16 protein-coding genes and 2 pseudogenes are annotated in these 21,541 nt (G+C 70.8%); 9 read left to right on the top strand and 9 right to left on the bottom strand.

The genetic code is table 11. From position 1 onward, the window contains the following. Positions 1 to 59 precede the first annotated feature (59 nt). A complete protein-coding gene (locus G3I56_RS17530) occupies positions 60 to 734 on the bottom strand; it encodes a Crp/Fnr family transcriptional regulator (RefSeq protein WP_006382668.1) in 675 nt (224 codons plus the stop codon). 431 nt (positions 735 to 1,165) lie between these two features. Here G3I56_RS17530 and nth point away from each other — a divergent pair, with 431 nt between their 5' ends. The 3 genes from nth (at position 1,166) to G3I56_RS17515 (ending at position 4,299) form a co-directional block, all read left to right on the top strand. After that, on the top strand, positions 1,166 to 2,251 hold the full coding sequence (gene nth, locus G3I56_RS17525; RefSeq protein ID WP_164410233.1) for an endonuclease III: 1,086 nt from the start codon (positions 1,166 to 1,168) through the stop codon (positions 2,249 to 2,251). A gap of 100 nt (positions 2,252 to 2,351) precedes the next feature. After that, entirely contained in the window at positions 2,352 to 3,086 is a 735-nt protein-coding gene (locus G3I56_RS17520) for a CoA pyrophosphatase (RefSeq protein WP_164409931.1), read from the top strand. 13 nt (positions 3,087 to 3,099) lie between these two features. Beyond that, entirely contained in the window at positions 3,100 to 4,299 is a 1,200-nt protein-coding gene (locus tag G3I56_RS17515; RefSeq protein WP_164409930.1) for a MarP family serine protease, read from the top strand. 13 nt (positions 4,300 to 4,312) lie between these two features. Here the strand turns inward: G3I56_RS17515 and G3I56_RS43895 are convergent, their stop codons facing one another. The 6 genes and pseudogenes from G3I56_RS43895 to G3I56_RS17485 form a co-directional block, all read right to left on the bottom strand. Then, positions 4,313 to 4,492 (bottom strand): hypothetical protein, encoded by a 180-nt coding sequence (locus tag G3I56_RS43895; protein WP_164409929.1) that lies wholly within the window; start codon positions 4,490 to 4,492, stop codon positions 4,313 to 4,315. Positions 4,493 to 4,646: 154 nt separating this feature from the next. Continuing rightward, on the bottom strand, positions 4,647 to 5,627 hold the full coding sequence (locus G3I56_RS17505) for an alpha/beta hydrolase (protein WP_164409928.1): 981 nt from the start codon (positions 5,625 to 5,627) through the stop codon (positions 4,647 to 4,649). Then, positions 5,624 to 6,100: a phage holin family protein gene (locus G3I56_RS17500; RefSeq protein ID WP_164409927.1), complete on the bottom strand. Its 477-nt coding sequence runs from the start codon at positions 6,098 to 6,100 to the stop codon at positions 5,624 to 5,626. The genes G3I56_RS17505 and G3I56_RS17500 overlap by 4 nt, the downstream gene beginning before the upstream one ends. 108 nt (positions 6,101 to 6,208) lie before the next feature. After that, entirely contained in the window at positions 6,209 to 7,660 is a 1,452-nt protein-coding gene (gene nhaA / locus G3I56_RS17495) for a Na+/H+ antiporter NhaA (RefSeq protein WP_164409926.1), read from the bottom strand. A gap of 214 nt (positions 7,661 to 7,874) precedes the next feature. After that, positions 7,875 to 9,922 (bottom strand): annotated as a pseudogene (gene acs / locus G3I56_RS17490) (acetate--CoA ligase). A 153-nt stretch (positions 9,923 to 10,075) separates the two neighbouring features. Beyond that, entirely contained in the window at positions 10,076 to 12,550 is a 2,475-nt protein-coding gene (locus G3I56_RS17485; protein ID WP_164409924.1) for a SulP family inorganic anion transporter, read from the bottom strand. 307 nt (positions 12,551 to 12,857) lie between these two features. On the opposite strand from G3I56_RS17485, the gene G3I56_RS17480 reads away from it, so the two are divergent. Next, positions 12,858 to 14,135, top strand: a complete 1,278-nt coding sequence (locus tag G3I56_RS17480) for a hypothetical protein (protein WP_164409923.1) — start codon at positions 12,858 to 12,860, stop codon at positions 14,133 to 14,135. Positions 14,136 to 14,229: 94 nt separating this feature from the next. Here the strand turns inward: G3I56_RS17480 and G3I56_RS17475 are convergent, their stop codons facing one another. After that, positions 14,230 to 15,219, bottom strand: coding sequence for an ATP-binding protein (locus G3I56_RS17475; RefSeq protein ID WP_164409922.1), 990 nt, complete (start codon positions 15,217 to 15,219; stop codon positions 14,230 to 14,232). A gap of 100 nt (positions 15,220 to 15,319) precedes the next feature. Between G3I56_RS17475 and G3I56_RS17470 the strand changes: the two genes are divergently transcribed. After that, complete coding sequence (locus tag G3I56_RS17470; protein WP_164409921.1) at positions 15,320 to 16,144, top strand: Fic family protein; 825 nt, start codon at positions 15,320 to 15,322, stop codon at positions 16,142 to 16,144. Between the two features lie 407 nt (positions 16,145 to 16,551). On the opposite strand, the gene G3I56_RS17465 is transcribed toward G3I56_RS17470, so the two are convergent. Beyond that, a complete protein-coding gene (locus G3I56_RS17465) occupies positions 16,552 to 17,385 on the bottom strand; it encodes an HAD-IB family hydrolase (RefSeq protein WP_164409920.1) in 834 nt (277 codons plus the stop codon). Between the two features lie 518 nt (positions 17,386 to 17,903). Here G3I56_RS17465 and ssd point away from each other — a divergent pair. The 4 genes and pseudogenes from ssd to G3I56_RS17445 all read left to right on the top strand — a co-directional run. Then, complete coding sequence (ssd, locus tag G3I56_RS17460; RefSeq protein ID WP_164409919.1) at positions 17,904 to 19,010, top strand: septum site-determining protein Ssd; 1,107 nt, start codon at positions 17,904 to 17,906, stop codon at positions 19,008 to 19,010. Then, on the top strand, positions 19,007 to 20,212 hold the full coding sequence (locus G3I56_RS17455) for a TadA family conjugal transfer-associated ATPase (RefSeq protein ID WP_164409918.1): 1,206 nt from the start codon (positions 19,007 to 19,009) through the stop codon (positions 20,210 to 20,212). Before ssd ends, G3I56_RS17455 begins: the two co-directional genes overlap by 4 nt. Continuing rightward, a complete protein-coding gene (locus G3I56_RS17450) occupies positions 20,209 to 21,078 on the top strand; it encodes a type II secretion system F family protein (protein WP_164409917.1) in 870 nt (289 codons plus the stop codon). The genes G3I56_RS17455 and G3I56_RS17450 overlap by 4 nt, the downstream gene beginning before the upstream one ends. Before the next feature lie 70 nt (positions 21,079 to 21,148). Beyond that, a pseudogene (locus tag G3I56_RS17445) lies at positions 21,149 to 21,541 on the top strand (hypothetical protein); the annotation flags it as partial.

Below are 21,541 nucleotides of genomic sequence, written 5' to 3'. Positions count from 1 at the left end.
ATGCGAGAGGGGCCCCGCCGTGCGGCAGGGCCCCTCTCATGCGTACGGACGGCTCCCGGCTAGCGCGAACGCTTCGCGAGGCGCTCCACGTCCAGCAGGATCACGGCCCGCGCCTCCAGGCGCAGCCAGCCGCGGCCCGCGAAGTCGGCGAGCGCCTTGTTGACCGTCTCGCGGGAGGCGCCGACGAGCTGGGCAAGCTCCTCCTGGGTCAGGTCGTGCACGACGTGGATGCCCTCCTCCGACTGCACGCCGAAGCGGCGCGAGAGGTCGAGCAGGGCACGCGCGACGCGGCCCGGCACGTCGGAGAAGACCAGGTCGGACATCTGGTCGTTGGTCTTGCGCAGACGCCGGGCGACAGCGCGCAGGAGCGCGGCGGCCACCTCGGGGCGGGCGTTCAGCCAGGGCTGGAGGTCGCCGTGGCCGAGGCCGAGCAGCTTGACCTCGGTCAGTGCGGTGGCCGTTGCCGTGCGCGGGCCCGGGTCGAACAGCGACAGCTCGCCGATCAGCTCGCCGGGGCCGAGGACGGCCAGCATGTTCTCGCGCCCGTCCGGAGACGTGCGGTGGAGCTTGACCTTGCCCTCGGTCACCACGTAGAGCCGGTCACCCGGGTCGCCCTCATGGAACAGGGCGTCACCGCGCGCGAGGGTCACCTCACTCATGGAGGCGCGGAGCTCCGCGGCCTGCTCGTCATCCAGCGCCGCGAAGAGCGGGGCGCGCCGCAGAACGTCGTCCACGAGTTCTCTCCTTGTCGACCTGCTCAGGGGATCTTGCTCCCCGGTTAACGGGGACCGGTTCCCCATCTTGCCGGACGGTCCAAACAGTGTGATCTGTCACAAGGATGCCGCACGGGTCTCCCGGGCAGTGTGGCAGGGGGCCAATTGGGCGCCGATCTCCAGGGTCCGGGGCGGATGTCAGTGCCGGGCTCTAGGCTGGCCGGGTGTCCAAATCGCCGGTGGGAGCACAGGCCAAGGGGGCTGAGCGGGTGGCCGCAAGGCGTGATTCCGCTGTGGGCGAACAGGATGCGGGTGGGGGTCGGAATGCGGAGAAAGCGGCAGAGGTGATGTCGGTGGAGAAAGCCGCCAAGAAGGTGACCGTGACGGCCGAGGCAGGTGCGACGGCCGCGAAGAGCGCCCCAAAGAAGCAGGCCGCGCGATCGGCCGGGACGGTGAAGAGAGCCGCACCGGCGAAGAGGGCTGCCTCCGCGGCGGCGAAGAAGCCGGCAGCAAGGAAGTCGACCGCGGCGGAGCCAATCGCAACGAAGAAGACCGCGACCAAGCAGGCCGCCCCGACGAAGGCTGCCCCCACGAAGTCGGCCGCCGCCAAGCCCGTCTCCAAAGCCACTGCTTCCAAGACAGCCGCCTCTAGGTCGGGCGTCGCCAGGGCAGCCGTCTCCAGGACGGCCGCGTCAAAGACCGGCGTCGCCAAGACCGCTGCCCCGAAGCCCGCTTCCAAGGCCGCCGCCCCGAAGCCGCCCCGGGACGAGTCGCCCACCGCGCTCGTCCGGCGTGCTCGCCGGATCGACCGGGAGCTCGCCGAGGTCTATCCGTACGCCCATCCCGAGCTGGACTTCGAGAACTCCTTCCAACTGCTCGTCGCCACGGTCCTGTCGGCCCAGACCACCGACCTGAGGGTCAACCAGACGACACCGGCCCTCTTCGCCAAGTACCCCACCCCCGAGGACCTGGCCGCCGCCAACCCCGAGGAGGTCGAGGAGATCCTGCGCCCGACCGGCTTCTTTCGGGCCAAGACCAGGTCGGTCATAGGGCTGTCCAAGGCCCTGTCCGAGGAGTTCGGCGGCGAAGTGCCCGGCCGCCTCGAAGACCTCGTCAAACTCCCCGGTGTGGGCCGTAAGACGGCCTTCGTCGTGCTCGGCAACGCCTTCGGGCGCCCCGGCATCACCGTGGACACGCACTTCCAGCGGCTCGTGCACCGCTGGCAGTGGACGGCGGAGAAGGACCCGGACAAGATCGAGGCGGCCGTCGGCGCGCTCTTCCCCAAGAGCGACTGGACGATGCTCTCGCACCACGTGATCTTCCACGGCCGCCGAATCTGCCACGCCCGCAAGCCCGCCTGCGGCGCCTGCCCGCTCGCCCCGCTCTGCCCGGCGTACGGGGAGGGCGAGACCGACCCGGAGAAGGCGCACAAGCTCCTGAAGTACGAGAAGGGCGGCTTCCCCGGCCAGCGACTGAACCCGCCGCAGGCCTACCTCGACGCGGGCGGCATCCCGGCGCCGCCGCAGGCGGCCGGATGAGGCTCGGGGCGAGGTGCGAGGCGATGACCGGGAGCCATCCGGCATCGGCGGAACCAACAGGGCAGCCGCAGGCGTTGGAAGCAGCAGAACGGGGGTGGCGGTGACGCGCGCTAGCAACACACAGGGCGGCGAGGCAACGCTCAGCAAGGACGGCCTGCCCGGCTGGCTCGATCCGGTGGTGCACGCCGTCGAGACGGTCGAGCCGCTCCAGCTGAGCCGCTTCCTGCCGCCCGAGGACGGCGCGGGCCGCCAGTCGGCCGTCCTGATCCTCTTCGGAGAGGGGGAGGGCAAGGGCGGACACCAGGGCGGCGACGGCAGCGATGGTGGCGGGCCCGAGCTGCTGCTCATGGAGCGGGCCACTTCGCTGCGCTCCCACGCCGGGCAGCCCTCCTTCCCCGGCGGGGCCCTCGATCCCGAGGACGGCGATCCGCAGGGCGACGGGCCGCTGCGGGCCGCGTTGCGCGAGGCCGAGGAGGAGACGGGGCTCGATCCGGCCGGCGTCCAGCTCTTCGGCGTACTGCCCAAGCTCTACATCCCGGTGAGCGGCTTCGTCGTCACGCCCGTGCTGGGCTGGTGGCGCGAGCCGACACCGGTCGGGGTCGTCGACCCGAACGAGACGGCCCGGGTCTTCACGGTCCCCGTGGCGGATCTCACGGATCCGGCCAACCGTGCGACCGCCGTGCACCCGAGCGGCCACAAGGGTCCGGCATTTCTGGTCGAATCGGCCCTCGTGTGGGGCTTCACGGCCGGGATCATCGACCGGCTCATGCACTACTCGGGCTGGGAGCGCCCCTGGGACAGAAACAAGCAGGTCCCGCTGGACTGGCGCGCGTGACAGGGTGGCCCTTGTGAACGTGCTGGACATCTTGTTGCTGGTCGCCGCCGTGTGGTTCGCGATCGTGGGCTACCGCCAGGGGTTCGTCGTCGGCATCCTGTCGGTGATCGGCTTCCTGGGCGGGGGTCTCGTCGCCGTCTATCTGCTGCCCGTCGTCTGGGACGGCGTGACCGACGAGGCCGAGGTGAGTACGACCGCCGCCGTCGTCGCGGTCGTCATCGTGATCGTCTGCGCCTCCGTCGGCCAGGCCCTGACCACCCACCTCGGCAACAAACTGCGCCGATTCATCACCTGGTCGCCCGCCCGCGCCCTCGACGCGACCGGCGGGGCCCTCGTCAACGTCGTCGCGATGCTCCTGGTCGCCTGGCTGATCGGCGCCGCCCTCGCGCAGACCACGATGCCCACGGTGGGCAAGGAGGTCCGCGGCTCCAAGGTGCTGGCAGGGGTGTCGGAGGTGCTGCCCTCCGATGCCGACACCTGGTTCAAGGACTTCACCTCGGTCCTCGCGCAGAACGGCTTCCCGCAGGTCTTCAGCCCGTTCGCCAACGAGCCCATCAAGGACGTCGATCCGCCCGACCCCGCGCTCGCCGACAGCGCAGTCGCCGTCAAAGCCCAGCGTTCCATCGTCAAGGTCATGGGCACCGCCCAGAGCTGCGGCAAGGTACTGGAGGGCACCGGCTTCGTCTTCGGCGAGCGGCGCGTGATGACCAACGCGCATGTGGTCGGCGGCGTCGACGAGCCCACCGTCCAGATAGGCGGCGAGGGCAGGAAGTACGACGCGACGGTCGTCCTCTACGACTGGGAGCGCGACATCGCCGTACTCGACGTACCCGATCTGCGCGCGCCCGCGCTGCGGTTCTCGACCGAGGACGCGGGCAGCGGGAAGAGCGCGATCGTCGCCGGTTTCCCGGAGAACGGTTCGTACGACGTCCGGCCCGCGCGCGTGCGTGGTCGCATCACGGCCAACGGCCCGGACATCTACCACCGCGGCACGGTCCGCCGCGATGTCTACTCCCTGTTCGCGACTGTCCGCCAGGGCAACTCCGGCGGCCCGCTGCTCACGCCTGAAGGCAAGGTGTACGGCGTGGTCTTCGCGAAGTCCCTCGACGACCCGAACACCGGTTACGCGCTCACGGCGGACGAGATCCAGGAGGACATCGCCCAGGGGCGCACCGCCAACCAGCAGGTGGACAGCGACAGTTGCGCGCTCTGAAGCCTTGAGGGGTTCAGGGGCGGGGGTGGCGCAGGCGCATCGAGACCCAGCGGGCCCGACGGCGCAGGATGCGCGGGATTCCCACCTTCAGATCGGTCCCCGCGATGTGCGGGGAACCTCCTTGGTGGGAGCTCAGACCGTGGCCCGAGCGGCGATTGCGTGCGGCGTCACTGTAGTCGTGCGTCCAGCCCATACCCCGACGTCTGCCCCTGCCCCAAGGTCGATAACCGCCCCATGGGCCCCCAATCGGCCTATGCGCCGGGCAATTGGCTGTTCGTAGTACACCTGTTCCAGTTCTCGGATACGAGGCGCGCCGGCACCCTCACCCTGTCGGGTCACCAGCCCGGTCACCGGTCCGGTTCGGGGTCCTTCAGCCAGTTGATCAGTTCCGTCGAGAACGCGACCGGATCCTCCTCGTGCGGGAAGTGCCCCAGCCCGTCGAACAGGCGCCAGCGGTACGGCGCTTCGACGTACTCCCCGGAGCCGGCCGCGCTGCGTGTGCGCAGTACCGGATCGAGTGAGCCGTGCAGATGGAGAGTCGGCACCCGCACCGGCCGTTTCATGCGCCGGTTGAACTGGATGCCGTCCGGACGTGCCATCGAGCGGATCATCCAGCGGTACGGCTCGATCGCGCAGTGCGCGGTGGACGGGATGCACATGGCTCTGCGGTACGCCTCCACCGCCTCGTCATCGGGCAGCCGCGGCCCCGACCAGTCCCGGATCAGCCGCCCGACGAGCGCCCCGTCGTCCGCGATGAGCTGCCGCTCGGGGAGCCAGGGCCGCTGGAACCCCCAGATGTAGGAGCCGGCGGCCGTCTGCCTGACGTCGGAGAGCATCGCCGAGCGCCAGCGCCGGGGGTGGGGCATCGAGGCGACCACGAGCCGCCGTACCAGCTTGGGGCGCATCACCGCGGCCGTCCACGCCAGGTATCCGCCCAGGTCGTGGCCGACCAGCGCGGCGTCGGGCTCGCCAAGGGACCGGACGACGCCCGTGATGTCGAGGGCGAGGTTCGCGGGGTCGTAACCCCGGGGCGTACGGTCGCTGCCGCCCACGCCCCGCAGGTCCATGGCGACGGCCCGGAAGCCGGCGTCGGCGAGGGCGGTCAGCTGGTGCCGCCACGTCCACCAGAACTGCGGGAACCCGTGCACGAGCATGACCAGCGGCCCGTCGCCCACCTCGGCGATGTGGAACCGGGCGCCGTTCGCGGCGACATCCCGGTGGATCACCTCGCGCCCACCGGGAAGATCGAGCCGTACGGCCGAGGCGGGTTGCGTCGATGAGGGCTGGGCGGACGCGGGTTGCGCCGGGGGTGTGGCGGGGTCCGTCATGAGGACGAGCGTGCCACAACCTCGACCGCGTCACTCACCGGGGCGGGCCGGGGGTGCGGCTTGGCGTTCTGGAGGACACCCGCCGTCTCCTTCACGGACGCGGCGACCTTCTGCGGGCCCTTGCCCTTCTTGGCCTTCTTCGCGAAGACGACGCCGACCAGCACCAGGAGGACGGCGAGGAGGACGTTCGCGGCGAACGACAGCAGGAAGCAGACCGCGAGGTTCCAGTCGCTCCAGGTCCGAATGCCGTACGCCAGTGCGAAGTTGAGCATCGGCAGGGAGAACACCAGTACGGCGGCGGCCACCGTGAACGCACCGCCGCTCGTCACACCGCGCTTCACGTCCTGCTTGAGCTGGGCTTTCGCCAACGCGATCTCGTCGTGCACCAGCGCGGACATCTCGGTCGTCGCCGAGGCGAACAACTGGCCGATGCTGCGTTCGGCGCCGACCGGGCTGCCGTCGGGTGCGCTCATCGAGATCTCCCTGTTGTGTTGGTCGTCCTGCTCGGATGTCTGAACGTACGGCCTGACGCAAGCACCTGACCGGGTGTCCGACCGGATGTCTGACGTCTACGTGTCAGATCATGCCGGACCGTCACCCTCGTCGCCCGCCCCGCCCACCCCTTCGGCAAGCCGGTCCCGCTCGGCGGCCTCCAGTTCGGCGGCCTTGAGCCCGGCGACGCGTCGGTGTTCTGCCGCCTTCCCCTCGTAGATGTCGGCCATGCGCAGGTGGTACGCCGGATCGTGCTCCTCGTAGATGTCGGGGATGCCGTCGAGGTCGTCGTCGCGCTCCTCCGCCTCCCAGAGCTTGCGGTACCTGGCGTTCCGCATCTTCAGCAGGACGGTCGCGGCGAGCGCGGCGATGAGCGAGCCGGTCAGGACGGCTGCCTTGACCCCGTCGGTGAGCGCGGGGTCGCCGTCGAACGCGAGTTCGCCGATCAGCAGCGAGACAGTGAACCCGATGCCGGCGAGTGAGGCGACGGCGAAGACGTCGGCCCAGGCGAGGTCGTCGCTGAGCGAGGCGCGGGTGAAACGTGCAGTCAACCAGGTCCCGCAGAAGATCCCGAGCGTCTTCCCGACGACGAGCCCGAGCACGACCCCGAGGGTCTCGGGCTGTGCGAACACGTCCCCCAGCACCCCGCCGGACACCGAGACACCCGCACTGAACAGAGCGAACAACGGCACGGCGAGCCCGGCGGACAGGGGCCGCACCAGATGCTCGACGTGCTCGCCGGGTGAGCACTTCTCCCCGGCCTCGGTCCGGGTCGTGCACCGCAGCATCAGGCCCATCGAGACACCGGCGACGGTGGCGTGGATACCACTGTTGTACATCAGCCCCCAGATGACGAGCGCGAGCGGGACGTACACGTACCACCCGCGTACGCCCTTGCGCAGCAGCAGCCAGAAGACCACGAGGCCGACGAGCGCGCCGCCGAGCGCGGCGAAGTTCAGGTCGTCGGTGAAGAAGACCGCGATGATCAGGATGGCGAAGAGGTCGTCCACGACGGCGAGCGTCAGCAGGAACGCGCGCAGGGCGCTCGGCAGGGACGTACCGATGACGGCGAGCACGGCGAGCGCGAAGGCGATGTCGGTGGCGGTCGGCACGGCCCAGCCGGCGAGCGAACCGCCGCCGGTGACGTTGGTGAGGGTGTAGACGAGTGCCGGTACGGCCATTCCGCACAGGGCGGCGACGACGGGCAGCGCGGCGGCCCTCGGGTCGCGCAGATCCCCGGCGACGAGTTCGCGCTTGAGTTCGATGCCGGCGACGAAGAAGAAGACCGCGAGCAGTCCGTCGGCGGCCCAGTGCTGGAGGGAGAGGTCGAGCCCGAGGGCGGCGGGCCCGACGTGGAAGTCGAGGACCGCCTCGTAGCTGTCCTTGGCCGGGGTGTTCGCCCAGATCAGCGCGGCGATCGCGGCGACGAGCAGCAGCACTCCGCCGACGGTCTCGGTCCGCAGCGCGTCCGCGACGTACGTCCGCTCGGGCAGCGAGAGCCGTCCGAGGAGCTTGCGGCTGGGGGTGCGGGGGGCGGCCACGGGGAGTCCTCCGGTCGGTGGGCAGCACGAAACGCATGCCGACCAGACTTCCCGGCGCACCTTGGCGATCCTCGCGGATCTTGTCGCGTTGTTGACGCGATCGTCAGCCTACCCAAGGTGCGCGGGATGCGCCGCCCGGAGGAACCCCTCTCGTAGATCTACCGTCGACCTCTTGTCGGTCTCCGGTCCTCTCCTGGCTCTGCTTCTGGCGCTTCTAGTCCTCGCTGCCCGCCGAGGGCAGCTTCGTCTGGATGAGGTCCATGACGGTGGAGTCGGTCAGGGTGGTCACGTCACCCAGTTCCCGGTTCTCGGCGACGTCACGCAGCAGGCGGCGCATGATCTTCCCGGAGCGCGTCTTGGGGAGCTCGGCGACCGGCAGGATGCGCTTGGGCTTGGCGATCGGGCCGAGGACCTTGCCTACGTGGTCGCGCAGTTCGGCGACGAGGCTGTCGGTCTCGGTGGCCGTGCCGCGCAGGATGACGAAGGCGACGATGGCCTGCCCGGTGGTCTCGTCCGCGGCCCCGACCACGGCCGCTTCGGCGACGGAGGGGTGGGAGACGAGGGCGGACTCGACCTCGGTGGTGGAGATGTTGTGCCCGGAGACGAGCATGACGTCGTCCACGCGCCCGAGCAGCCAGATGTCGCCGTCGTCGTCCTTCTTCGCGCCGTCACCCGCGAAGTACTTGCCCTCGAACCGGGACCAGTACGTGTCGAGGAACCGCTGGTCGTCGCCCCAGATGGTGCGCAGCATGGACGGCCACGGCTCGGTCAGCACGAGGTAGCCGCCGCCCCCGTCGGGCACCTCGCGCGCCTCGTCGTCGACGACGGTCGCGGAGATCCCGGGAAGCGCCCGCTGCGCGGAACCCGGCTTGGTCTCGGTCACGCCGGGCAGCGGGGAGATCATCATGGCGCCGGTCTCGGTCTGCCACCAGGTGTCCACGATGGGCGTCACGTCGCCGCCGATGTGCTTGCGGTACCACATCCAGGCCTCGGGGTTGATCGGCTCGCCCACCGACCCCAGCACCCGCAGGGAGGAGAGGTCGAACTTGGCGGGGATGTCGTCGCCCCACTTCATGAACGTACGGATCGCGGTCGGCGCCGTGTAGAGGATCGTCACCCCGTACTTCTGGACGATCTCCCAGAAGCGGCCCTGGTGCGGGGTGTCCGGCGTCCCCTCGTACATCACCTGGGTGGCGCCGTTGGCCAGCGGCCCGTACACGATGTACGAGTGCCCGGTGACCCAGCCGACGTCGGCCGTGCACCAGTAGACGTCGGTCTCCGGCTTGAGGTCGAAGACGGCGTGGTGGGTGTAGGCGGCCTGGGTGAGGTAGCCGCCGGAGGTGTGCAGGATGCCCTTGGGCTTGCCAGTCGTACCGGAGGTGTAGAGGATGAACAGCGGCTGCTCGGCCTCGAACGCCTCGGGCGTGTGCTCGGCGCTCTGCCGCTCGACGACCTCGTGCCACCACACGTCCCGGCCCTCGTGCCACTCGACGTCCTGCCCGGTACGGCGGACGACGAGCACGTGCTCCACGTTGTCGACGCGCTCGACGGCGGCGTCGACGGCGGGCTTGAGCGCGGACGGCTTGCCACGCCGGTAACCGCCGTCGGTGGTGATGACGATCTTGGCGTCGGCGTCCTGGATACGGGTGGCCAGCGCGTCCGCGGAGAACCCGCCGAAGACGACGGAGTGCGCGGCGCCGATCCGGGCACACGCCAGCATCGCGATCGCCGTCTCCGGGATCATCGGCATGTAGACGGCGACCCGGTCGCCCTTCTCGACTCCCAGCTCCAGCAGGGCGTTGGCCGCCTTGGAGACCTCGTCCTTGAGCTCGGCGTAGGTGATCGCCCGGCTGTCGCCGGGCTCCCCCTCGAAGTGGATGGCGACCCGGTCGCCGTTCCCGGCCTCGACGTGCCGGTCGACGCAGTTGTACGCGACGTTGAGGCTGCCGTCCTTGAACCACTTGGCGAACGGCGGGTTCGACCAGTCCAGCGTCTCGGTCGGCTCGGTGGCCCAGGTCAGCCGACGGGCCTGCGCGGCCCAGAAGCCGAGCCGGTCAGCCTTGGCCTGTTCGTACGCCTCCGCCGTGACGTTGGCAGCTGCGGCCAGCTCGGCGGGTGGCGCGAACCTGCGCTCTTCCTTGAGCAGGTTGGAGAGGGAGGACGGCTCACTCATACTTCCCTCTCCTCCCTCAACAGGCTGGCCAGGCTTTCGTTGCTCACGACATCTCCCTTTCCCAGGGTGTCCGTTGTGTCCCAGGCCACAGCTCATCAGACCGGAGGGCCCGCTGACAAGGGCCGACAGAAAATTGGTTTAGACCTTTAAGGCCTTCTCGGGTCTCTTCTGTCGGCGCGCCTCTCCATGAGGGGCACAACCAAGGTCACGTACGTGATGGTCGCCCGGTTCACCCCTCCCCGTCAGGCGGGCACTCCGGTCGCCCGCACATGATCGAACACCTCGTCCCCGCCCACCGCCCCGGTGAGCAGATAGGCCTGCGCCTCACCCACATGGAAATACATCCCGTGCAGATCGAGCTCGCCCTCCCGCAGTGCCCGCGCCACCGACTCGTGCGCCCGGAGGTGCTCCAGCTGCTGGACCACGTTGGTCAGGCAGAGCTGCTCGACCGCGTCGGCGGGTGCCCGCCCGGCGAGCCGCGTCCAGGGCCGGTCCGTCGCGGTCATCCGCTCCAGGCTCGGCAGGCCGTGCCGCAGCCACCGCCTGAGCGGCGTCCGCGCCCCGTCGGGCTCCATGTTCAGCAGCGCCTGCATGGCCCCGCACCCGGAGTGCCCGCACAACGTGATGGAACGCACCTTCAGCACGTCCACCGCGTACTCGATCGCCGCCGCCACCGAGTCGTCCCCGCTGTCCTCGCCGGGCCGCGGCACCAGGTTGCCGACGTTCCGTACGACGAACAGGTCGCCGGGACCACTGGAGGTGATCATCGACGTGACGAGGCGCGAGTCGGCACACGTCAGGAACAGCTGTGAGGGCTGCTGCCCCTCACGCGCCAGCCTGGCCAGCTCCCCGCGCACCAGCGGCGCGGTGTTCCGCTGGAACGCGCTGATACCGCGCGCCAGTTGCTGCCCGCTCGGCTCGACGGCACCGAGCGACCCCGCGGATTCGGCCGGGTCGGCCGACTCCGGCAAGCCGGAGGAACCGGTCCAGCCGCTCTCCCCGCCGGACCCGTCGGCCGTCCCCCCGCGCCCCGGTCCGGACTCCGGGCCCTCGCACTGGTGGTTGCGCCAGGGTGTCCAGGGCCGGCAGCGGCAGTCGGAGGCGTCGGCGGGCTCGGCGATGCGCGTCCCTGACCGGCCGGTCACCTCGACGGTGCCGCCCTGCGCGGTGTGCGTGTTCTGCCAGTGGTGCAGGGATTCGTACGCCGCGTGGTCCATGAACGAACCGTCCAACTCCACGACGGCGTGGGCCCCCTGGGGCACGAGGTGCAGGGTCCGGCTGAGCCGGGGCACCGCGAGGAACGTCAGCTGTCCTCGGACGTGTACGTAATGGGTTCCCCCTGTCTCGGTCTCGTCGTTTCTCACTTCATGGGTGATCCGGGTGCGGGCGAGGCGGTTCAGGGCGACGGCGACGGCGACCGCGACGCCCAGCAGTACTCCTTCGAGGACGCCGAAGACGACGACGCCCAGGGTCGTCACCGCGTAGACCAGGACTTCGCGGTGGCGGGTCACCGTGCGAATGTGGTGCAGGGACACCATCTGGATGCCGACGGCCATCACCAGGGCGGCGAGTGAGGCGAGCGGGATCAGCTCCAGGATCGGAACCATCAGCAGCGCGGCGACTACTACGAAAACGCCGTGCAGCATCGTGGAGTTCCGGCTCACGGCACCGGCTTGCACATTCGCCGAACTCCGCACGGCCACACCCGCGACCGGCAGTCCGCCGAGCACCCCGGACACGACGTTGGCGGCGCCCTGGCCGAGCAGTTCACGGTTCAGGTCGGAGCGACCGACCCGGGCCGAGGTTCCCGACCGCCCGGCCCCTCCGGCCAGCAGTTCCGGGCGGGAGGCCACCAGTTTGTCCACGGCGACCGCGCCGAGCAGCGACTGCACGCTGCACACCAGCGTGACGGTGAGCACGGCGGCGGCGACGCCGAGCACGGGTCCTTCGGGCAGCCCGGCCAGCGCGTGGCTGCGCCAGGACGGCAGGTCGACCTTGGCCAGGGTCAGCCCGGCGAGTGCGGCGGTGAGTGTGGCGCCGCTGACGGCGACGAGCGCGGCCGGCACCTTGCGCAACACGCGTCCCACCCGGCCGGGAAGCCGTGGCCAGGTCAGCAGCAGGGTCAGGGTCAGCACGCTCATCGACACAGCGGCGGGGTGCAGGCCGGCCAACTGGGCGGGCAGCGCGCGGATGTTGTCGAGGACCGAGCTCTCCGGCGTACCCCCGAGGACGATGTGCAGCTGGGCGACGGCGATGGTCACGCCGATCCCGGCGAGCATGCCGTGGACGACGGCGGGGCTGACGGCGAGCGCCGTGCGGGCCACGCGCAGGCAGCCGAGGCCGAGTTGGGCGAGCCCGGCGAGGACGGTGATGGCGCAGGTCGTACGCCATCCGTACCGCTGGATGAGTTCGGCGGTGACGACGGTGAGTCCGGCGGCGGGACCGCTCACCTGGAGCGGGGAGCCGCCGAGCCGTCCGGCGACGAGTCCACCGACGGCGGCGGCGACCAGGCCGGCCTGGAGCGGGGCGCCGGTGGCGAGGGCGATGCCCAGGGAGAGGGGCAGGGCGATCAGGAAGACCGCGATGGAGGCCGACACATCGGCGCCCGCGATACGGAAGCGGCGGGGCGGTGCCGGCGGCGGTGGGGGGCTGTGGGGCTGGTGCATGCGCTCAGTCCGAGTCGGGTCGGGGGCACGAGTGGGGACGCAGGCAGACATGTTTCCCGTCTCCTCCGGGGCAGCGCGGTCGCGGATCAGGTGGTCCCTCCGTCGATGGCGGGGGGTCGGGTCGCGGCCGTGGGTCACGGCGTGCAAGCGGCGGGACTTTCAACGCTCGGTAAATGGATCGTAATGCACAGTAAAGTACGCGTATGTATTTTCGGGGCAAATGGGTCAATAAATCACTCTGGTGAGTGAACTGAACTTTTGATCGGCTTGTCGTACTAATTCCTTCTTGGTCTCCGTGTGACCTTGACGGCGCCGCGCCCGAAAGCGCCGGCCCGAACGAAGGAAGAGGTGGGCGGACATGGCCGTCACCAAGAAGATCGCCGCGGGCGTCGTGGCCGTCGCGGCCTGTGCCGCGTCACTCGCCGGCTGCGGAGCGGGAACCACCGGCTCCTCCGGTGCGAAGGAAGGCACGCACGGTGCGAAGAAGGCGGCGCCGGCGCCGGCGCCCAAGAGTGCGGTCCGGTTGATCGGCGACGGCTCCACCGCGTACACCGGAGCCCAGCCCTATCAGCCCAGGCCCGAACGCCTCAAGCCCGGCCAGAAGCCGCCCCAGTTCGTCGTCTTCTCCTGGGACGGCGCGGGTGAGGACGGCCAGCGGCTGTTCTCCCGCTTCCGCGAGGTGGCCAAGGCCAACAAGGCGACGATGACGTACTTCCTGAGCGGCGTGTACATGCTCCCGGAGGACAAGCGCGACCTCTACCGGCCGCCCCAGCACTCACCGGGCCGCTCCGACATCGGCTTCAACGACGAGCAGGGCATCTTCGACACCGTGAAGCAGCTGCGGCTCGCCTGGCTGGAGGGCAGCGAGATCGGCACCCACTTCAACGGCCACTTCTGCGGCAGCGGGGGTGGGGTCGGCGAGTGGTCGGTCGAGGACTGGAAGGACGAGATCGCCCAGGCGAAACGTTTCGTGAAGTCCTGGAAGACCACCACGGGCATGAAGAAGGCGTCCCCGCTGCCCTTCGACTACGAGAAGGAACTCGTCGGCGGGCGCACGCCCTGCTTGGAAGGGCAGAAGAACTTCATGAGCGCGGCCCGCGAACTGGGCTTCCGCTATGACACGAGCGGTGTCAACGACCAGGTCTGGCCCGCGAAGAAGCAGGGCCTGTGGGACCTGTCCATGCAGCTCGTCCCGGTCCCCGGCCGCAGCTTCGAGACGCTGACCATGGACTACAACTTCTACATGAACCAGTCCGGTGCGCGTACGGGCGCCGAGAACCGGCACGAGTACTGGGGCGACCAGTTCCGCGACGGCCTCCTCAAGGGCTTCGAGCGCGCCCACGACGGCAACCGCGCGCCCCTGCTCATCGGCAACCACTTCGAGTCCTGGAACGGCGGCGTCTACATGCGTGCCGTCGAGGAGGTCATCGAGCGCGTCTGCACGAAGGCCGACGTCCGGTGCGTCTCCTTCCGGCAGTTGGCCGACTGGTTGGACGTGCAGGATCCGCAGACCCTGGCGAAGATGCGCACGCTCGGGGTCGGCGAGGCTCCGAAGGAGGGCTGGGCGAGCTTCCTGGCGGGACGCCCGGCGCCGGCGCCGAAGGGGGTACCCGGGGCCCCGGCGGCCAAGCGGTAGCGCTCCGCTGGGTGCGGGCCGTTCGCGGCGGGTTGTTCGCGGCGGTTCGTCGGGTGCGGGTCCGTGGGGGCTGGTCGCGCAGTTCCCCGCGCCCCTAAAGGGGTGCTGCGGTTGCCGCCAACTCCTCGCGCAGTACGAAGTCGGGGTCGACCTGGGCCGCCAGGTCGACCCCGGTGCGGGCGTTGGCCCAGGAGTGGGCGTTCTTCAGGTGGAAGTGGACCATCTGGTGTGTGTAGCGCTCCCAGTCCCGCAGCTCGTACGTCGCGTCGACGGCCGCGTGCAACCGGCGCAGGGAACGGCGGTTGGTGTCCTCCAGGAACTCGAACCGGGAGGACCGGCCCTTCTCCAGGGCGCGCACCCAGTCCGAGTGCCCGACCGTTTCCAGGAGGTCGTCCCCGACCTCGGTGCGGAGGAAGTCGAGGTCGTCCTGACCCTGCACCTTGTTGCCGACGACCTTCAGGGCGACTCCGAAGTCTTGGGCGTACTCCTTGTACTGGCGATAGACGGAGACTCCCTTCCGGGTCGGTTCGGCGACGAGGAACGTGATGTCGAAGCGGGTGAACAGGCCGGACGCGAAGGAGTCGGAGCCCGCGGTCATGTCGACGACGACATACTCGCTCGGGCCGTCCACGAGATGGTTCAGGCACAGCTCCACCGCACCCGTCTTGGAGTGGTAGCAGGCCACTCCGAGATCGGCTTCGGTGAACGGGCCGGTGACCATCAAACGGACGGCGCCGCCGTCGAGTTCCACCGGCCGTGCGCAGGCGTCGTACACCGGATTGGTCTCCTGGATCCGCAGCAGCCGAGAGCCCGCGCCGGGCGGTGTCGTCTTGATCATCGCGTCGGCGCAGGCGATGCGCGGGTTCGTGCCGCGGAGGTACTCCTTGATCAGCTCCATCCGCTCGCCCATCGCGGGCATCGCGGCGGCTTCGGCGTCGTGGAGGCCCAGTGCGGCGCCCAGATGCTGGTTGATGTCGGCGTCGATGGCGAGGACCGGTGCCCCGGAGGCGGCGAGATGGCGGACGAACAGGGAGGACAGCGTGGTCTTGCCGCTGCCGCCCTTCCCGACGAAAGCAATTTTCATGTTCACTAACGGTAGTGGAGTGACTGCCGTGGGTGTCCAGGGGCGTGAAGAAGTCCACTCATTCGTGGGTTGGCTCCTCTGAGTGCGTAGGGTCGTACTCATGAGTACGACAGGCGCGACCGCCGACCCGCTCGCGGCTCTGGGATCACTGCCCGGGGTGGCCGACTCCGTGGAGTCCGTGCGCAAGGCCGTGGACCGGGTCTACGGGCATCGCATCATGCGGCGGCGCAGCAACGAGATCACCGGCGAGGCGGGGCTGCGCGGTGCGCGCGGCTCCGCGGCCCTCTCCGGTGCCGACTGGGCCCTCGAAGAGGTGCGCCGGCGCACCGACTTCAGCGGTGACGACGAGGCCCGGGTCGTCGGCGCGGCCCTCCGGCTGACCGCGGAGGCGGGTCAACTCCTCTCCATCTGGCGCCAGTCACCGCTGCGCGTGCTGGCCCGGCTGCATCTGGTCGCCGCCGCGGGTACGGGCGACGAGGTGGGGCGCCCGCGGCAGGACGGTGAGCCGGTCGACGAACCGTTGGTCGAACTGCCGCTGCCGAGCGCGGCCGAGGTGTCCGGACGGCTGGAGGGACTCGCCGAACTGATCATCGCGGGAGGCTCGGCCCCCGCCCTGGTCACGGCCGCCGTCGTGCACGGCGAACTCCTCGCCCTGCGCCCCTTCGGCTCCCACAACGGCCTCGTCGCGCGCGCGGCCGAGCGGATCGTCCTGGTCGGCAGCGGCCTCGACCCGAAGTCCGTGTGCCCGGCCGAGGTCGGCCACGCCGAACCGGGCCGCGCGGCCTATCTGGCGGCACTCGACGGCTATGTCTCCGGTACTCCGGAGGGCATGGGCGCGTGGATCACCCACTGCGGGCGGGCGGTCGAACTCGGCGCGCGTGAATCGGTGGCCGTATGCGAGGCACTGCAACGTGGGGCGGCGTAGGAAAAGGCGGTGAAGAGAAGCGAAAAGGCCCTCTGCGGAGGGCCTTCAACGGGTTACGGCGGTACGAGGATTCGTACCGCCGCCAGCATGTTCACCCGGGTTACCAAGCGTCCTCGGAGTATTGCCCATCAGGTCGGGAACAAGGCCCGTCACCTGGTGCGGCTGGCCCGTAATCGACGGGTCGACGTCGCGTGGGTGCCCAGTGTTCATGCTAGGTCCGTGGGGCCAAATGCGTTATTAGGGTGATCCTTTCGGATGTCCTTGGTCTCGCGGGCCGTTGACTCCTTTCTACTCCTGGACCCGGGCAAGCGGAAGCCCTGACTGCACTTCTTTACTTTTGTCCTCAAAGGGGAGCGAATCGGGCGCTGGTGTACCGGATGGCCCTGGGCGGGGCCGGGAGGGGTGGCTCAGACGGCCGTCGGGCGGCGCCTGCTCGCGTACCAGACGAGGCCCGCCGTGGCCGCCGCCGCGCCTATGGCCGCGGCGGCGACCAGAGCTGGACGCGGCGGTACTGAGAGCGCGGGCAGGCGCTGCTTCAGCCTGACCGGGCGGTGGAAGTCCAGGATCGTCCACCCGCGGGCGACCGCTTCCCGGCGCAGTGCGCGGTCCGGGTTCACGGCGTGCGGATGGCCGACGGACGACAGCATGGGGACGTCGGTGATGCTGTCGCTGTACGCGTAGCAGCGCGCGAGGTCGTATCCCTCGGACTTGGCCAGTTCCTTGATCGCCTCGGCCTTGGTGGGTCCGTACGCGTAGTACTCCACCTCGCCGGTGAAGCAGCCGTCGTCGCCGACGACCATGCGCGTGGCCACCACTCGGTCCGCGCCGAGCAGTTCGCCGATCGGCTCGACGACCTCCGCGCCCGACGTGGACACGATCACCACGTCACGGCCGGCGGTGTGGTGCTCCTCGATGAGGGAGGCCGCCTCGTCGTAGATGATCGGGTCGATCAGGTCGTGCAGCGTCTCGGCGACGATCTCCTTGACCTGCTGGACGTTCCAGCCGCGGCACAGCGCGGACAGGTACTGGCGCATGCGCTCCATCTGGTCGTGGTCGGCACCGCCCGCCAGGAACACGAACTGGGCATACGCGGTACGCAGGACGGCCCTGCGGTTGATCAGGCCGCCTTGGTAGAACGACTTGCTGAACGTGAGCGTGCTCGACTTCGCAATGACCGTCTTGTCCAGGTCGAAGAAGGCGGCTGTGCGGGGCAAGGAGTGGTTTTCCACGAGGCTGAGCATAGGCGCCCACCATTCGGCGTAAGGTACCGCGCGCGGGTTTGCCTGAGAGGGCCCTCGGGTACACCATGGAAGTCACGGATCGTTCGCGACCGTGCTAACCCGGTCCGGCTCCTCCCCCCCCCGAGTCGAACCGTGGGGACGACCCCCGCTCTCCCCCCCCGGCGGGGGTCGTCGCATGTCCGGGTGGGTTTTCTTTTTCCCCAAGCACACTTCTCGCGGCCATGGTGCCGTCCCGGGCGGCTCCGGCCGCCTCTTTCGCATGCCCACCTGTCGTCACTGTGGGTAACTGAATCGCTGCTCTGTGGAAAGTCGTACAGCGGTCACCTGTTTGAGTGAGAGCGATATCCACAACCGTCGAGTTGTCCACAGATTTCGACCAAGATCCACACGATTTCCGCCTTCGCTGCACCGTGATTCCAGCGCGTCCCGCCGCCGGCCAGTTCGTGGCCGGTTCCGTTTGGCGGACGCGTTCGGCCGGTTTCTGTCGGCCGTTCATATAGCGAAGGGGGCCGGAAAACATGGCGGGAGCCATCACACACGACAACGATCAGCCCGCGGCCGGGGGACGGCAGAGCGGACCGCTGATCGTCACCGAGGACGCCGACCTGCTGGACGACCTGTTGCGCCTGTGCGCGGCGGCCGGTGCCACACCCGAAGTGCACCACGGGGTGCCCGAGCGAGGCGGAGGCTGGGAGGCGGCACCGCTCGTCCTCGTCGGCGACGACGCCGTACGGCGGGTGCGCGGAGCCGCGCGCCGCCGTGGAGTGGTGCTGGTCGGGCGGGACCAGGACGACTCCGGGGTCTGGCGGCGGGCCGTCGAGATCGGCGCCGATCACGTCCTGATGCTGCCTGACGGCGAGCAGTGGCTCGTCGATCGGATCGCCGACGTCGCCGAGGGCGTAGGCAGGCCCGCGCTCACCGTCGGCGTCATCGGCGGCCGGGGCGGGGCCGGAGCGTCCACGCTGGCCTGCGCGCTCGCCGTCACCTCGGCGCGCGAGGGACTGCGCACCCTGCTCGTGGACGCGGATCCGCTGGGCGGCGGACTCGATGTACTCCTCGGTGGCGAGACGGCCGACGGACTTCGATGGCCGGCCTTCGCCGCCTCACGCGGCCGGGTCGGCGGCGGCGCCCTGGAGGAGTCGCTGCCGAAACTGCACTCCCTGAGGGTCCTGAGCTGGGACCGCGGAGACTGTGTGGCCGTCCCGCCCCAGGCCGTACGGGCGGTGCTCGCCGCGGCCAGACGGCGCGGCGGCGCGGTCGTCGTCGACCTCCCGAGGCGCATCGATGACGGAGTCGCGGAGGTCCTCGCCCAACTGGACGTCGGGATCCTGGTGGTCCCCGGCGAGCTGCGTGCTGTCGCGGCGGCCGGCCGGGTGGCGTCCGCCGTCGGCATGGTCCTGCGTGACCTGCGTGTGGCGGTACGGGGGCCGTACACGCCGGGACTGGACGACCACGAGGTGGCCCGGCTGCTCAACCTGCCCCTGGCAGGTGAGGTCCCCGTCGAATCGGCCCTGACACGCCCGCACGAGGGCAAGGCCCCGCCGGGAGCCGCCGCACGCGGGCCGCTTGCCCGGTTCTGCACGGTGTTCTGGGAGCGGGCGCTGGCCGAGGCAGGCAGCGTATGAACGGCGTGCGCCGGGACGAGGGGCCGGGGGCGTCCACCGGGCTGCTGGAGGGCGTACGGCAGTGGCTGGCCGAGAGCGGGGCCGAGGCGACACCCGCGCGCGTGGCGCAGGCCCTGCGCGAGCAGGGACGGGTGCTCGGGGACGCCGAAGTGCTGGGCGCCGCCGAGCGGCTGAGGTCGGAGCTGGTCGGCACCGGCCCGCTGGAGCCGCTGCTCGCCGATCCGTCGGTCACCGATGTGCTGGTGGCGGCCCCTGACCGGGTGTGGGTGGACCGGGGCGGCGGACTGGAACTGACCGCCGTCTCCTTCCCGGACGCGGGCGCCGTACGACGGCTCGCGCAGCGTCTCGCCGCGGTGGCCGGACGGCGGCTCGACGACGCCCGGCCGTGGGTCGACGCCAGGCTGCCCGACGGGACCCGTCTGCACGCGGTACTGCCCCCGGTGGCCGTCGGCTGCACCTGCCTGTCGCTGCGGGTGGTACGGCCGCGCGCGTTCACCCTGGACGAGCTGATGGCCGCGGGGACGGTGCCGCCGGGTGGCGACCGGGTACTGCGGGCGCTGCTCGACGCACAGCTGTCCTTCCTGATCAGCGGTGGCACGGGTTGCGGCAAGACAACCCTCCTGAGCGCGTTGTTGGGGCTGGTGGGCCCGGGCGAGCGGATCGTGCTCGCCGAGGACTCGGCGGAGCTGCGGCCCGACCATCCGCACGTCGTACGGCTGGAGACCAGACCCGCCAACCAGGAGGGCGCGGGCCTGGTCACGCTCGAGGACCTGGTGCGGCAGGCCCTGAGGATGCGGCCCGACCGGTTGGCGGTCGGGGAGGTGCGGGGCGCCGAGGTCGTGCATCTGCTTGCCGCCCTGAACACGGGTCACAGCGGTTGCGGGACGGTCCACGCGAACGCCGCGGCGGACGTACCGGCGCGGCTGGAGGCGCTGGGTACGGCCGCGGGGCTCGACCGGGCCGCGCTGCACAGCCAGTTGGCGGCGGCGCTGTCGGTGGTCCTGCATCTCGTCCGCGACCGGGCCGGGCGGCGGCGGATCGCCGAGGTGCATGTGCTGGAGCGGGATCCCTCTGGGCTGGTGGTGACAGTGCCGGCGCTGCGGTGGGGCGAGGAGGCGTTCGCGTACGAGCGGGGGTGGGAGCGGCTGCGAGGGCTGCTCCGTGCCGGCGGTGACAAGGGGCAGGGGAGTGAAGGCGCATGACGGGGACGGCAGGGCTCGCGGTGGGCGCGGCCGGGATGTGCGTCGGGGCGGTCTGCTGGCTGTTGGGCGGGCGGTATCCAGGGGCGCGGCGGGCGGAGTTGCTGCTCGCCGGGGGCGGGGCGGTGGGGACCGGGCCACCCCCGTGGGAACGGGCGGTCGGTGAACTGCGGCGGCTGCGCGGGTGGTTGAGGGCCGAGTGGTGGTCGGTGGCCGTCGGGCTGGTGGTGGCGCTGCTGGGTGCCTCCGTGGTGCCGGCGCTGGCGGGCGCGGCCGGGGTGCCGCTGCTGCGCCGGGTCAGGCTGGCCGCTGAGGTGCGGCGGGCGGAGGAGCAGCGGGGCGACGAGGTGATCGCGCTGTGCGGGGCGCTGGCCGGTGAGGTGCGCGCCGGGCGGCAGCCGGGGGAGGCGCTGTTGCGGGCGGCACGCGACTCCGGCGGCCTCGGTGAGGCACAGGCGTCGGTACTGGCGGCGGCACGGTTCGGCGGGGATGTCCCCGGGGCGCTTGCCGCGGTGGCCCGACAACCGGGTGCGGAGGGGCTGTTGGGACTCGCGGCGTGCTGGCGGGTGGCCGTGGACCAGGGTGCCGGACTCGCGGCCGGACTGGACCGCCTCGAAGGGGCCCTGCGCGCCGACCGGGACCAGCGCGCCGATCTGCGCGCCCAGTTGGCGGGCGCCCGGTCGACGGCGGTGATGCTCGCGGGCCTGCCGGTGCTCGGCCTTGTCCTGGGCACGGCACTGGGCGCCGACCCCCTGCACGTGCTGCTGCACACCGGCGCTGGGCTGGGCTGCCTGCTGGTCGGCGGGGTGCTGGAGGGCATGGGCCTGTGGTGGGCGCTGCGGATCGTGCGGGGAGCGGAGGCGGCATGAGGGCCGGGGGAGTGGCTGACGGAGGCCGTCGCGGTACGGCTGTCGAGCGGTGCCGGAGAAGGGAGTCGGCGTGAGCGCGGAAGTTTTCCACAGGCTGGGGGTGGTGCTGGGGGCCGCGCTGGCCCTGGGGTGGCTGCTGCGGTGGATCGAGACGGTACGGCGTGAACGGAGAGTGCGCCGGAGGCTGGCCCGGCTGCTGGCGCTGGAGGCGGAGCGGGAACACGGCCCGGCGGGACGGTGGTTCGGGGCGCGGGGTGCCGTACGGCGCTGGCTGCCCGTGGCGGGTGCGGTGAGCGGCGGATGGGTGCTGGTCGGCGGTGTGGCCGGCGTCGTGGTGGGGCTGGTCGCCGGGGTCGGGCTGTGGCGGTGGCGACTGCGGAGGGCGGCCGGTGGTGCGGCGGCGGACGTCGACACCGCCGAGGCGGCCAGGCAACTCCCGCTCACCGCCGATCTGCTGGCCGCG

Source organism: Streptomyces sp. SID12488 (assembly GCF_010548275.1).
In the GTDB taxonomy this organism is placed as follows: Bacteria; Actinomycetota; Actinomycetes; order Streptomycetales; family Streptomycetaceae; genus Streptomyces.
This window is presented reverse-complemented; position numbering and strand designations above follow the sequence as displayed.

Excerpts from the sequence above, each read along its gene's own strand:
- G3I56_RS43895 (WP_164409929.1), bottom strand. The coding sequence starts at position 4,492 with ATGGGCTGGACGCACGACTACAGTGACGCCGCACGCAATCGCCGCTCG.
- G3I56_RS17505 (WP_164409928.1), bottom strand. The coding sequence starts at position 5,627 with ATGACGGACCCCGCCACACCCCCGGCGCAACCCGCGTCCGCCCAGCCC.
- G3I56_RS17500 (WP_164409927.1), bottom strand. The coding sequence starts at position 6,100 with ATGAGCGCACCCGACGGCAGCCCGGTCGGCGCCGAACGCAGCATCGGC.
- G3I56_RS17485 (WP_164409924.1), bottom strand. The coding sequence starts at position 12,550 with ATGTCTGCCTGCGTCCCCACTCGTGCCCCCGACCCGACTCGGACTGAG.
- G3I56_RS17480 (WP_164409923.1), top strand. The coding sequence starts at position 12,858 with ATGGCCGTCACCAAGAAGATCGCCGCGGGCGTCGTGGCCGTCGCGGCC.
- G3I56_RS17475 (WP_164409922.1), bottom strand. The coding sequence starts at position 15,219 with ATGAAAATTGCTTTCGTCGGGAAGGGCGGCAGCGGCAAGACCACGCTG.
- G3I56_RS17470 (WP_164409921.1), top strand. The coding sequence starts at position 15,320 with ATGAGTACGACAGGCGCGACCGCCGACCCGCTCGCGGCTCTGGGATCA.
- G3I56_RS17465 (WP_164409920.1), bottom strand. The coding sequence starts at position 17,385 with ATGCTCAGCCTCGTGGAAAACCACTCCTTGCCCCGCACAGCCGCCTTC.
- ssd (WP_164409919.1), top strand. The coding sequence starts at position 17,904 with ATGGCGGGAGCCATCACACACGACAACGATCAGCCCGCGGCCGGGGGA.
- G3I56_RS17455 (WP_164409918.1), top strand. The coding sequence starts at position 19,007 with ATGAACGGCGTGCGCCGGGACGAGGGGCCGGGGGCGTCCACCGGGCTG.
- G3I56_RS17450 (WP_164409917.1), top strand. The coding sequence starts at position 20,209 with ATGACGGGGACGGCAGGGCTCGCGGTGGGCGCGGCCGGGATGTGCGTC.